Origin of the sequence: Pollutimonas bauzanensis (assembly GCF_040393045.1) — a bacterium.
Classification (GTDB): Bacteria; Pseudomonadota; Gammaproteobacteria; order Burkholderiales; family Burkholderiaceae_B; genus Pollutimonas; species Pollutimonas bauzanensis_A.
The window spans coordinates 1-13,117 of sequence record NZ_JBEBUX010000113.1; the positions used below are offsets into that span (position 1 = coordinate 1).

General features: G+C 56.7%; 12 protein-coding genes. 8 read left to right on the forward strand and 4 right to left on the reverse strand.

What is annotated here, in order from left to right:
• Positions 1-716 (reverse strand): TSUP family transporter (locus ABWO67_RS15400; RefSeq protein WP_353153061.1); only part of this gene is annotated, 716 nt, incomplete at its 3' end.
• A gap of 215 nt (positions 717-931) precedes the next feature.
• Here ABWO67_RS15400 and ABWO67_RS15405 point away from each other — a divergent pair.
• Positions 932-1,984, forward strand: coding sequence for a cytochrome-c peroxidase (locus ABWO67_RS15405; protein ID WP_353153063.1), 1,053 nt, complete (start codon positions 932-934; stop codon positions 1,982-1,984).
• Between the two features lie 62 nt (positions 1,985-2,046).
• Here ABWO67_RS15405 and ABWO67_RS15410 read toward each other — a convergent pair whose 3' ends face one another.
• A complete protein-coding gene (locus tag ABWO67_RS15410) occupies positions 2,047-3,012 on the reverse strand; it encodes a Bug family tripartite tricarboxylate transporter substrate binding protein (protein WP_353153065.1) in 966 nt (321 codons plus the stop codon).
• A 257-nt stretch (positions 3,013-3,269) separates the two neighbouring features.
• On the opposite strand from ABWO67_RS15410, the gene ABWO67_RS15415 reads away from it, so the two are divergent.
• From ABWO67_RS15415 to ABWO67_RS15425, 3 genes are read left to right on the forward strand one after another with little or no spacing between them, the layout of a single operon-like run.
• A complete protein-coding gene (locus ABWO67_RS15415; protein WP_353153067.1) occupies positions 3,270-4,475 on the forward strand; it encodes an acyl-CoA dehydrogenase family protein in 1,206 nt (401 codons plus the stop codon).
• Positions 4,476-4,497: 22 nt separating this feature from the next.
• On the forward strand, positions 4,498-5,640 hold the full coding sequence (locus tag ABWO67_RS15420; RefSeq protein WP_353153069.1) for an acyl-CoA dehydrogenase family protein: 1,143 nt from the start codon (positions 4,498-4,500) through the stop codon (positions 5,638-5,640).
• Between the two features lie 31 nt (positions 5,641-5,671).
• Positions 5,672-6,094: a PaaI family thioesterase gene (locus ABWO67_RS15425; protein ID WP_353153071.1), complete on the forward strand. Its 423-nt coding sequence runs from the start codon at positions 5,672-5,674 to the stop codon at positions 6,092-6,094.
• 22 nt (positions 6,095-6,116) lie between these two features.
• Here ABWO67_RS15425 and ABWO67_RS15430 read toward each other — a convergent pair whose 3' ends face one another.
• Positions 6,117-6,917, reverse strand: a complete 801-nt coding sequence (locus ABWO67_RS15430) for an IclR family transcriptional regulator (protein WP_353153073.1) — start codon at positions 6,915-6,917, stop codon at positions 6,117-6,119.
• A gap of 39 nt (positions 6,918-6,956) precedes the next feature.
• A complete protein-coding gene (locus ABWO67_RS15435; RefSeq protein WP_353153075.1) occupies positions 6,957-7,826 on the reverse strand; it encodes an IclR family transcriptional regulator in 870 nt (289 codons plus the stop codon).
• Positions 7,827-7,952: 126 nt separating this feature from the next.
• Here ABWO67_RS15435 and ABWO67_RS15440 point away from each other — a divergent pair, with 126 nt between their 5' ends.
• The 4 genes from ABWO67_RS15440 to ABWO67_RS15455 form a co-directional block, all read left to right on the forward strand.
• Entirely contained in the window at positions 7,953-8,921 is a 969-nt protein-coding gene (locus ABWO67_RS15440; RefSeq protein WP_353153077.1) for a Bug family tripartite tricarboxylate transporter substrate binding protein, read from the forward strand.
• 38 nt (positions 8,922-8,959) lie between these two features.
• A complete protein-coding gene (locus ABWO67_RS15445) occupies positions 8,960-10,555 on the forward strand; it encodes a gamma-glutamyltransferase family protein (protein WP_353153079.1) in 1,596 nt (531 codons plus the stop codon).
• Positions 10,556-10,591: 36 nt separating this feature from the next.
• Complete coding sequence (locus ABWO67_RS15450) at positions 10,592-11,587, forward strand: Bug family tripartite tricarboxylate transporter substrate binding protein (protein WP_353153081.1); 996 nt, start codon at positions 10,592-10,594, stop codon at positions 11,585-11,587.
• A gap of 64 nt (positions 11,588-11,651) precedes the next feature.
• Positions 11,652-13,117 (forward strand): acetolactate synthase large subunit (locus tag ABWO67_RS15455; protein ID WP_353153083.1); only part of this gene is annotated, 1,466 nt, incomplete at its 3' end.

Sequence of the window (13,117 nt, forward strand, 5' to 3'; positions counted from 1 at the left end):
TGCGTCAGGTACACAACGCCTATGCTCATGACTATCCAGCGCGTCCACCGCCGGAACTGATGATCGGTCAATTTATCGAGCACAAATTTGCTCAGGCTGGTGCCCAGGATAGCCATCGCCACGGCAAGACCCATGGCCCATTCATCGGCCTGGGCTTGATCCCCCAGAATATTGATGAAATAGACCAGCTTGGCCATGTGAGAAAAGGTCTGGCATGCCGCTTTGGTCGCCACAATGGATCTACGGTCCATTGTGTTGCGCACAAAAAAGACATCAAGCAAGGGGCCCGATACACCCGCCACGAATTGCATGCAGGTATTCAGGAATCCGCATAGTTCGGCGCCAAACCGGCTGTCTGCCTGCGGTACGAATCGGGCAGGCACCAGCACGGCCAGGAACGGGATAATCCCCAGGGCGATCAATACAAATGCCTTGTCGGGCACAAACCCAACAAACGAAAAAATGGCCGCAGCAGCAAGCAGTCCGACGATATAGCGCAAGAAAATGCGGTAGTCAGTATTACGGCGCCACAGGATTGCCCGCCAGCCATTGGATGTCATTTGCGCTGTGCCATGCAAGACCATGGCGGTCGACACAGGTACAAGAGCAACCAATATGCCCATTAGCACCATGCCGCCAGCCATTCCGAACACACCCGAGATGAATGAAGTGCCAAGCACCGAAAGAGACACTAAGAATAAAAGGCTGATTGGCAAATTTTTTCCAAAGACTAAGGCGCTTCGGCACATGGATTGAATCAGCGGTGATTATAGACTGGCCTATGGCAGGCACTTTAGCAAGCATACGTATCCATCAAACGCTGAATGACCGTCGGCTTGTGCCCGGAACGGCAACATATTGATTCACATCAACGTACGGCCAGAATAACCATGTTGTGATGATGGCTATTATTCACCGTTGGAAAATCACCATGCATAAAAGCCTTACCACCGCGCTCTGTGCAGCCGTCGCCTTGACCATCGGGGCAAGCACCGCAATCGCCCAACCCACTTCAGCCGAACTGCGTGAAATGGCGAACAGGTTGTTTCAGCCTATTCCCGAAGCTGAAGTCGTTATTAAAGACAGAAAGCTATCCAGCGACAAAATCGAACTGGGGAAATGGCTGTTCTTTGAACCCAGGCTTTCTAAAAGCAATATCATCAGTTGTAATACCTGCCACTCTATCGGTACCGGCGGCGCCGACAATATTCCCACATCTATCGGCCATGGCTGGCAGCACGGGCCCCGCAACTCGCCCACGGTATTTAATGCTGTTTTCAACGCTGCCCAGTTCTGGGACGGCCGTGCCGCAGACTTGAAAGAACAAGCCAAAGGCCCGGTGCAGGCAAGCGTTGAAATGAATGCCACGCCCAAGCACGTTGAAGACACCCTGCGCAGCATTCCTGAATACGTCGAATTCTTTGCCAAGGCCTTTCCTGGCGAGCAGCAAGCCGTCACCTTCGACAATATGGCGAGTGCAATCGAAGCGTTCGAGTCGACGCTGACCACGCCAAACTCGCGCTTCGACCATTTCCTGGCCGGTAAGGAAACCCTTAACGGCACCGAGCTCACCGGTCTGAACTTGTTCGTCAATAAAGGTTGCGTAGCATGCCACTCGGGCATCAACGTTGGCGGGCAAGGCTACTTCCCATTTGGCGTCATCAAGAAGCCAGGCGCCGATGTTCTGCCTGTGGAAGACAGGGGCCGCTTCACGGTCACCAATACGGCATCCGACGATTATGTATTCCGTGCAGGTCCGTTGCGCAATATTGCCCTGACTGCGCCCTACTTTCATAGCGGTGAAGTGTGGGACCTGGAACAGGCCGTGGCCATTATGGGTTCAAGCCAATTAGGACACGAACTGAACAGCGATGACGTCAAAGCCATCACTGCGTTCTTGCATACCCTGACCGGGGATCAGCCACAAGTGACCTACCCCATCTTGCCGCGCAGCACCTCTGCCACACCAAAACCACAGCATTAAGCATATCGGCCGGGTTAGCAGCGCATAACCCGGCATGACTTGCTACCGCTGAATAGCCAATATCAGTTCAACTTGATATTGGCTTTTTTCACAATGTCGCCATACATCGCCGTATCTTTCTTAATGAGCTGATCCAGTTCATCTGGCGTGCTGCCTACAGCCACGAAGCCGGCATCATGAAAGGTTTTCTGAACATCAGGATCTTTGGCGATCTCGGCGATTTCCTTGGAAACCCGGTCAATAATATCTTTCGGCGTGCCTGCCGGCGCCAACAATGAAGCCCATGAGTTCATGAAAAAGCCGGGCAAGCCCGCCTCGTCCATGGTTGGAACGTCGGGCTCATCATCCCAGCGCTTGGTGGAAGTAATAGCCACCGCTTTCAGCCTGCCTTGCTTGACGTATTGCATCGGGACAAGAATAGGATCGAAAACCATGGAAACCTGCCCGCTCAGCAAGTCAGTCAGGATAGGGGCGCTACCTTTATAAGGAATGTGCGTCATGGTCAACCCGGCCTGCAGACCGAAGTTGGCGCCGGTCATGTGGGCGCTGGATCCTGCGCCACTAGACGCATAGGTCAGCGTGTCTGGATGTTTTTTTCCGTAGGCGATTAGTTCGGCAAGCGTATTGGCGGGTATGTCCTTGTTGATGAACAAAAACAAAGGCAGGTCGGCCATATGCGATACCGGCTCAAAGTCATCAAAAGAATAGCTGAGCTTGTACAGATGAGGGTTGATCGTATGCGCCGCCAGAACAGTGACAAAGGTATAGCCATCCGGCTTGGCGCGCGCTACTGCCGCGGTGCCTATTGTGGCGTTTGCGCCCGGCTTGTTCGCCACCACAACAGGCTGGCCCAGCCGTTCAGACAGTTTTTTCATGATGACGCGCGTCACGGTGTCAGTCGCGCCGCCCGGCGTATAGGGCACGACAACTTCTATTGATTTTTCTGGCCAGGCGGCATGCGCGGGCAAGCTTGCCGTGACGGTCAATAAGCTTCCCAACGCCATTGCGACAAATGCTGTGGTTTTCATTCTAAAACACTCCCTTGGCATACGGATCGAAATCCTGTTCTAGCGAGAACAGAAGGTTATTATTCTGCATTGCAGAACATTGTTTTGATTTACACGATCGATACTAAACGCTAGTATGTGAGGTGTAAAGCTAGCCTTTTCCCTAATTTGGTGAGTTTGGTCGTTATCTATTCGGAGCTTCAGTTCCGCATAGAAGAACACCCCTCGCCGATTCTACACTTAACGTTATAGCAAGCATATACGCCCATCGCCTCCCCATGAACATTGACTACACAAACGAACAATTGGCATTCAGGGATGAAGTTCGAGATTTCCTGAACACAGCGGTCACCGCCAGACTAAAAGAAAAAGATCTCACTAAAGAGCCCCTGACCAGGGAAGAACGCCTGGGGTGGCAACAAACCTTATACAAGCGCGGCTGGGGCGCACCAGCCTGGCCTGTTGAATATGGCGGAACCGGCTGGGACACCATACAGCGCCATATCTTCGAGGAAGAATGCGCACTGGCCCATGCGCCCGAGCAACTGTCCTTCGGCATCAAAATGGTGGCGCCGGTAATCCAGAAATACGCGACGCCAGCACAAAAGGCGCGCCATCTGCCCGGCATCATTTCCGGGAAAGACTGGTGGTGCCAAGGCTACTCGGAACCGGGCGCCGGCTCCGATCTGGCTTCGGTCAAAACCAGCGCGGTTCGCGAAGGCGACCACTACGTCGTCAATGGCCAGAAAACCTGGACGACCCTCGCCCAACATGCCAACTGGATTTTCTGCCTGGTACGCACCGACCCCGACGCCCGCAAGCAGGAAGGCATTTCATTCCTGCTGATCGATATGGCGACGCCAGGCATTACCGTGCGTCCTATCATCATGCTGGACGGCGGACACGAAATCAACGAAGTATGGCTGGACAACGTCAAAGTGCCGATCGAGAACTTGATCGGAGAAGAAAACAAGGGATGGACCTACGCCAAGTATCTACTGGGGCACGAGCGCACCAATATCGCGCGCATAGGGCGTTCCAAGGCATCCCTGCGGCACCTGAAAGCGATTGCGGCGCGGCAGCCGGGCAATAACGGCCAGCCCCTAATAAACGACCCGCGCTTTCGGGATCGCATCGCCATGGTCGAGCTTGAATTGCAGGCATTGGAAATCACCAATCTGAAACTGGTTGCCATCGACGGCAAGCCGCATACGCCGGGCCCCGAGGCTTCCATTCTGAAAATCAAGGGCTCGGAGATCCAGCAAACGCTTTCGGAGCTGGCATCGATGGCATTAGGCCCCTACGCCGCAGCGCATATCGGCAACGATGCGCCACTGCATACCCCGCAAGGCATCAGCGATGCCTTCCCTGCCGATTGCCGCAATCTCACAGGCCACTATTTCAACTATCGCAAGACCACCATCTACGGCGGCTCCAGCGAAGTTCAAAAAAGCATTATCTGCAAGTCGATATTGGGGCTGTAATCACGCCCGCCAAGGAATACACATGAATTTCAGTTTCACTGAAGAGCAACTGGCTCTGCAAGACACCCTGCAACGCTTTGTCGCCAAGGACTATACCTTCGAAAAACGCCAACAGTTCATGGCCGGCCCTGATGGATTCAGTCGCGACGCCTGGAATACGTACGCCGAACTGGGCATACTGGCGCTGCCCTTTCCGGAAGAATTCGGCGGCTTGAACGGCACAGCCCTGGACATCTACCTGACCATGCGGGCATTGGGCACTGGTCTGACCCTGGAGCCGTATGTGGGCACCGTCATTCTGTGCGGCGACCTCATCAAACGACTGGCCAATGCCGAACAAAAAGCCAGCGTTATTCCGCAAATTTGCGATGGCACCCTGATGCTGGCGCTTGCCCATTACGAACCGCAATCACGCTACCGTGAATCCGCGATCGATGCCCACGCTGTACGGAACGGAGACAACTGGACGCTGCAAGGGCACAAAGCCGTCGTGCTGGGCGCGGCCAGTGCCAACCAGCTACTGCTATCGGCTCGAACCAGCGGCCAGGCAGGCGCTGAAGACGGCATCTCGCTGTTTCTTGTTCCCGCCGACACCATCGGCCTTGCTTTCAGACGATATGCTTGCCACGACGGCACCCGCGCCGCAGACATTGTGCTAAATGACGTCGTAGTGGGCGCACACGCCTTACTCGGCCCTGAAGGCCAGGCATTCCCGGCCATCATGCAAGCCATCGCGCTGACCAATGTGGCGCTGACAGCAGAAGCTACCGGTATCATGCAGGCATTGAACGCGGCCACGCTCGACTATCTGAAAACCCGCAAGCAGTTCGGTGTGGCGCTCAGCTCGTTCCAAGCCTTGCAACATCGCCTGGCAGACATGGCCATCGCGACCGAACAGGCCGACTCCATGGCCTTGCTGGCGGCCATCGAAATGGGAAGCGCAGACTTCGCCGCATGTGTGCAACGGGCCTCGGGCGCTAAAACATTCGTAGGGCAAAAAGCCAGGCTGGTAGGGCAAGACGCCATACAAATGCATGGGGGCATAGGCGTCACTGACGAGTTGATTGTGGGGCATTACTTCAAGCGCCTTGCCGTAATTAATAGCTTGTTCGGCGACCTGGATTTTCATCTGCAGCGCTATAGCGATATGATCTTGCCTGCCTGAACGGCACATCTCCCCGACAATGAGCGCAACAATGACAGCAATACCAGACGGTTTTCAAGAACGAGCCTATAACAGCGAGTTCACTAATTTATGCGGACCTTTCTACGATAGAACCGAAAACGGCAAGCAAATTGAGCTTGGCGTTCTCATATCCGAGAAGCACACCAACCTTCGTGGCATTACCCATGGCGGCATGCTGGTGACCATCGCCGACAGCGCGCTGGGCGATGCCGTTGCACAGGCCTACAACGGCGAGGTGGGGCTGGTCACCGTCAGCCTGACCAGTGAGTTTTTCAGGCCTGCCGTCATTGGCGACTGGGTCGTAGCACGCGCGACTGTGCAAAAACAAGGCCGGCGCATGGCTTTTGTCGACTGCTTCCTGTACGTTAACGATGAAAAAATATTCCGGGCCAGCGGTGTATTCGCCATTGTGGAAAGAAAGGGCGGCCGCTAGCGCTCACTTCAAAGCGGCGGCTTCAGTGCCCCATCGACGACGTGATCTTGCGCACTGCCTCAAGCAGTTTGGGGCGCGCCTCGTTCAGCAAGAACTCGCTGGATACTGCAAACGATGGAGCGCCGCAGGTAAGCACCATGATCGGTTGCGTGGGACTTACCTGAAAGCCCACCGCAATTCCGTTCACATTTTCCTGCCAGTCTCCGAAAGAGCACGTGCAGCCCAGGCTGCGATAGTCGGCGATGGCACGGTTGATCCCGTCGATAAGTTCATTGCCTGACCAGGCATCCAGTTCGCGCAAGCGCTCGATGATGTCTTCCCGTTCCTGTTCGCTGGCCAACGCCAGGTAAGCCCGGCCCATGGAGGAGGTAACAATGGGAATGCGCGAACCCACATCCAGACTCAAAGTCAGGGCAGAACGACTGCGGCAATTTTCGATGTACAACATCGAAAGCCTGTCTCGGACACCCAGTGAAACCATGGTCTGGGTCGCATCGGCGAGCTCTTGCATGAACGGACGCGCCACTTCGCGAATGTCGAGCTTGGCCAGCATGCCAACGCCCAATGACAATGTCGCCATGCCCAGCGAATATTTTCCGCTGTCCTCGTCATGCGTCAGGTAACCCAGCTTGACCAAAGTGGATGTCAGGCGGGAGACCGTCGACTTAGGCAGCTTGCAACGCAAGGCCAGCTCCTGGTTTCCCAGCGCCTTGTTACCTGAACGAAAACAGGCGAGCACTTCCAGCCCCCGAGCCAGCGCGGTAACGAAATGCCGGTCTTCCTTGGCATTAACAGAGGCATTTGGGTGGCGATCTTCGGTCAAAAGGCATCCTTGCAGCAGCGAGATTGCGTATTCTACCGGCTATCTCGCCCTGGAGAACGCCTGCGCATAAGCTGGCGATAGTTTTGCTACGATTTCGCGCAACATACCAGCCACTTCCATGCGCAAATACGCTTCGGGCAACACGTTGGCAGGGCCGCCACAGCTCATGACAAAGAGCCCTTCCCCAGTAAAGGTGGCAAACGGCGCTGCAACGGCGTTGATGCCTTGCTGCCAATCGCCGATGGCGAAGCAGCAACCTGTCTGCTCAATATCGGTACGCGCCTGGGCGATCATTTCAGGTTGTAGTGCGTCGCCATCCAGCCCCGCCAGCAAGGCCTCGCGCTCTGCATCAGTGAGTGCGGCAAGATAAGCGCGCCCCATGGCGCTGTCCGGACCTAGTCGGTGACCTACGGGCAAGCGCAGGTAGAGGGCTGAAGACCCATGCACGGCATCGACATACGTCATCGCTTGACCATCGAACGTTCCCAAAGCCACTGCGCCGCCTGTGGCATGAGCCAGATCTTCCATCAGGGGCCGGGCAAGCTGGCGCACTTCCAGGCCGGCCAGCAGCCCAAAACCCAAGGCCAGTACGCCGTAACCGGGCGAATACCGGCCAGTGTCGGTGTGGTAACGCAAATACCCCAAATTCGTCAGCGTGTAGACAATACGGCTGATCGTTGACTTTGGCAGCCCGGTTAATTGAGCCAGTTCAAGATTACCCAGCGACTTGACCCCGGGCTCGAAGCAACGCATGACGCGCAGCCCCCGGGCCAGCGCCTCGACAAAGTCAGCTGAAGGCGCGTCCCCTGGAACGACTTTGCGCTTGCGGCGTGCCGGCCGTGCTGATGGCACACCGATATCGCCCGCTTTAGCTAGCGTGACAGCCTTCTTTTTCGAAAAGGTTTGCATTTAACGCCTAGTGCTTTTATATTAATCTTAATATTGAAATTGAATTCCATTATACGGGATTCAGTGTAATCAAAGCAAGAAGATGCGCATAGCACGTTCCTTGTATCAACAATAAAGGAGACAAACATGTTCAAAATCGGTGCCCGAATTTTTGCAGCAGCCATGCTGGGAACGCTGGTCAACGTCGCTGCGGCAGCTTCTTTTCCCGAACGGCCCATTACAGTCGTAACGCCCTTTCCCGCCGGGGGCGCCACCGATGCGCTGACCAGGGTATTGGCGGAACACATGGGCAAGACCCTGGGTCAGACCTTGATTGTCGAAAACCGCGCAGGCGCAGCCACCACCATCGGCGCTTCTTATGCGGCCCGGGAAAAGCCCGACGGCTATACGGTTCTTCTGGCCACCAATTCAACACTGGTCACCAACCGATTCCTATATAAAACACTATCCTACGATCCCGACGCCTTCGCGCCCATCGGCATGATAGGCATCGGTCCCATGGTGTTGCTGTCCAGCAAGAAACATGACTTCAAGAAACCTGCCGATGTAGTCAGCTACGCCAAGAAAAACCCCGATGCGCTAAGCATTGCCTCTTTCGGTGCCGGCACGTCTTCGCATCTTGCTGCTGAATACTTCCAACAGGTAGCCGACATCAATATGCTGCATGTTCCATTCAAAGGCTCCACCCAAGCCCTACCCCAGCTAATCAGCGGGGATATCGACCTATTTTTCGACATGGTCTCGACAGGCATGCCGCAGGTCGACGGCGGCAAGGTCGATGTCCTGGCCATTACCAGTAAAGAACGCCTGTCTTCCTTGCCAGACCTACCCACGCTAAGCGAATCGGGCTATCCTGATTTCGAAATGACGGCATGGTTCAGCCTGGTGGCGCCGCAAGCCACGCCCCCTGCCGTTACCGCAACCTTGCGCAAAGCACTCCAAACAGCCTTGCAAGACAAAACCGTGCGTAAACGCTTGCTGGACATGGGCATAGAGCCCGGTGATGGTTCAGCCGAAGCGCTGGCCAAGCAAATCAGCACGGAAAGCCCGGTTATCGACGCCTTGGTCAAACGGGCCAATATTGTTGTCCAGTAATTTATTCCCGCACTTTTAACTCTTACGGAGCATCGCCTGTGTCAGCCAACTCGTTTTGGGAGTTTCCTCATCTCAGCCGGCGCCTGCCTATATTGGCCGCCAATGTCGTGAGTACGACCCAACCTTTGGCCGCGCAGGCTGGCTTGCGCATGCTGCTGGCTGGGGGCAATGCCGTTGATGCCGCCCTGGCAGCTGCCATCACACTCACAGTGGTAGAGCCGGTCATGAACGGCCTAGGGGGCGACGCGTTTGCGTTGGTATGGGATCAAGGGAAACTGCACGGCCTCAACGCATCGGGCCGCGCTCCTGCCGCATGGACGCCGGAGCGATTTGCAGGGCGCGATGCCATGCCAGAACTGGGTTGGGATACGGTCACCATTCCGGGCCAGGTCGCAGGATGGGCTGAACTCTCCAAGCGGTTCGGAAAGCTGCCGTTTGCCTCACTCTTCGAACCAGCCATCGCGTATGCCTCCGATGGCTTTGCCGTATCACCTACGATTGCCCGTCAATGGGCTTTGCAAGCCGTCAAACTTCAAGGCCAACCCGGTTTCGCCCAGGCTTTTCTGCATGATGGCACCGCCCCCAAGGCGGGGGAAATCTGGCGGTTTCCTGATCAGGCACGTACGCTGCAGCGCATCGCCGATACACTAGGCCGGGATTTCTATGAGGGCGAACTGGCCGACAGGATTGCCGCATTCGCATCCCAAACCGGCGGCGCTATCGTTGCCAGCGACCTGGCCCAGCATAGCTGCGAATGGGTAGAACCAATAACCATGCAGTATCGCGGCGACTACATGCTGCATGAGCTTCCCCCCAACGGGCAAGGCATTGCAGCGCTGATGGCGCTAGGCATGCTCGACACCTTCGATCCGCCGCAGGCCGGTAACCCGCACAGCCTGTACCACCTGCCTATCGAAGCCGTAAAACTGGCATTCGCCGACCTTCATGAGCACGTCGCCGACCCTATCGCCATGGACGAACTGGCAGCGCAAATGCTGGCTCCCGAATACCTGCGCAAACGTGCGCGCCTGATCGACCCTACACGGGCATCCACACCTGCCGCCGGCCTGCCGGAACAAGGCGGTACAGTCTATCTGACCGCCGCCGACAGCAGCGGCATGATGGTGTCTTTCATTCAATCCAACTATCATGGCTTCGGGTCTGGCGTGGTTGTCCCTGAAACGGGCATAGCGCTTCATAACCGAGGTCGGAACTTCTCATTGGTTCCCGGCCACCGCAACCAGGTCGCACCGCGAAAACGCCCCATGCACACCATTATCCCTGCCTTCATCACCCGCAAAGGACAGCCATTCGCCAGCTTTGGCGTGATGGGCGGCAACATGCAAGCTCAAGGGCATGTCCAAATGATGCAGCAATTGGTCGACTTGCAGCGCAATCCGCAGGCCGCAGTGGATGCGCCGCGATTCCGTGTAGAAGCCGGACCGCGCGTCATGCTGGAAGCCCATGTACCCGCTGCAGCAACAGCAATATTGCAGGCCGGCGGCCACCGCATTGAGCCGCATGCCGCCGACAGTTTGGAGTTCGGCGCGGCACAGGTCATACTCAAACAAGAAAATGGCGGATATATCGCCGCATCGGATCCCCGCAGAGACGGGCAGGCAGTTGGGTATTGACCCAGCGCCATCATGTATTACAAACAGGAGACAACAATGAAACGAATCACAGGCCTACGCCGCACGCTCAAACAACTCGCCTACGCTACCGTCGCTACGCTGGCAACCGCCATGACGGCGCACGCCGCCTATCCGGACCGCCCTATTACCTTGGTCGTGCCATACCCGCCAGCCGGCACCACCGATATCGCCGCCCGCACCATGGCGCAGGCCATGGAAGCCAAGCTAGGGCAGACCATTGTTGTCGAGAACCGCGCGGGGGCCGGCGGCAGCATAGGTATGGGCGCAGTCGCCCGGGCCAAACCGGACGGCTACACCATCGCCATGGGCACCATAGGCACGCAAACCATCAATCAGTTTCTGTACAAGGACATGCCTTTCGATCCCGAGAAGGACTTCGAACCTATCGCGCTGGTCATGACCACGCCAAACATCATCGCCGTCAATGCGCAATCGAAAATCAAAAGCGTAAGCGACCTTATTGCCGCAGCCAAAGCAGCCAAAGCGGAAAAGCTTACGTATGCCTCGCCGGGTATCGGCTCGTCGGTTCACCTTACGGGCGCTTATTTTGAGCAAGTGGCCGGCATCGATATGCTGCACGTCCCGTTCAAAGGGGCTTCCGCATCCTTGCCCGCTCTGATCGGCGGCCAGGTGGACATCCTCCTGGACAATCTCCCCAGCGCCCTGGCGCAAGTCAAGGATGGCTCCAAAGTCCGCGCCATCGCCGTGACCTCCGCCCAGCGCTCGCCATCAATTCCCGACGTACCCACCGTTGCGGAGTCAGGCCTGCCCAATGTCGATGTCACGGCCTGGTTCGCGCTTTACGCCCCCAAGGGCACTCCGCAAGAGGCTATGGATAAGTTAATCGATGCTGCTAAAGGCGCACTGGCGTCCTCCGCACTACAGACCAAGTTCATTTCGCTGGGCGCACAAGCGGGTACCCTTACGGGCAAAGACCTGGCGGACTTCGAGCGTACTGAACGCGTGCGCTGGAGCAATCTTATTAAAGAGCGCAATATCCAGGCGCAATAGTTTTAATTTTCACTATGCGTTCCCCTCCCGGAAACACACGATAAAAGGATAAAAGGTTAGCTTCATGAATGGTGCAGACAGTCTTTGCGACACGCTATTAGCCAACGATGTTGATGTGTGCTTTGCCAACCCTGGCACATCAGAAATGCATTTTGTGGCGGCCCTGGATAAAAAACCCGAAATGCGGTGCATTCTGGGCCTATTCGAAGGGGTCGTAACGGGTGCCGCCGACGGCTATGCGCGCATGGCCGACAAACCCGCCGCAACACTGTTGCACCTGGGCCCTGGCCTGGCTAATGGGTTGGCCAATCTCCACAATGCCCGCCGCGCGAACACGCCGATGATCAACATCGTCGGCGATCACGCCGCCTACCATTTGCAATACGACGCGCCGCTGACCAGCGACATCGAAAGCCTGGCCCACCCCATGTCCGACTGGGTGCGCCGTATACAGTCGGCCTCAGATGTCTCGCCCGCTGCCGCAGCGGCTGTCGAAGCCGCGCGTAAAGGGCCAGGCGGTATCGCCACCCTTATCCTTCCGGCCGATGCCGCCTGGACAGCCGCACCAACAAATATTGAACGCGCAGCCCCGCCGGTATCATCTTCCGTCGACGCGGGCGCCCTGCGTCTGGCCAGCGAGGCACTGCGCAATGGCCGAAAAACAGTCATCCTGTTATCCGGCAAGGCACTACGCAGCAAAGCGCTTGAAACCGCCAGCCGCATCGCCGAGAAAACCGGCGCACGCCTGATGACGCAACAATCCAACAGCCGGATAGAGCGTGGAGCAGGACGTGTCATGATAGATCGCGTGCCGTTCAGCGTAGATCTTGCGCTGAAAACGTTTGCCGACACCGAACAGCTTATTTTGGTCGGCGCTAAAACACCGGTCGCCTTCTTTGCCTACCCAAACAAGCCCAGCGTGATGGTGCCGGAAACATGCAAAAGCATTGCCCTGACCGGACCGGACGACGATTTGGCCCAGGCGCTCGAAGCGCTGGCGGAAGCCGTAGGCGTCGATGCCGCCACCACAGCATTGGTATCTGAACGCACTGTCACTCAGTTACCCACTGGGGCGCTTGACGCTGCAGCCATCATCCAGGCCATCGGTGTACTCAGCCCGGAAAACGCAATTATTTGCGACGAATCCGTCAGCTCTGGGCGTGACTCTTTCAAATCCACCTACGGCGCGGCACCGCATGATTTCCTGCAGATCACGGGCGGAGCCATTGGTATCGGCATCCCCCTGGCAACAGGCGCTGCCGTAGCCTGCCCAGACCGTAAAGTCATCCTGATGCAAGCTGATGGCAGCGGCATGTACACCCTTCAGGCATTGTGGACGCAAGCCCGCGAACAGCTGGATGTAGTCACCATCATCTTTGCCAATCGCAGCTACGCCATTCTGCACAACGAGCTCAAGATGGTGGGTGCCGGCGAGCCCGGACGCAATGCGCGACGTATGCTGGATCTGGACAATCCCAGCTTCGATTGGGTGCATATGGCGCAGGCCGCTGGCGTAGAAGCAGCACGCGC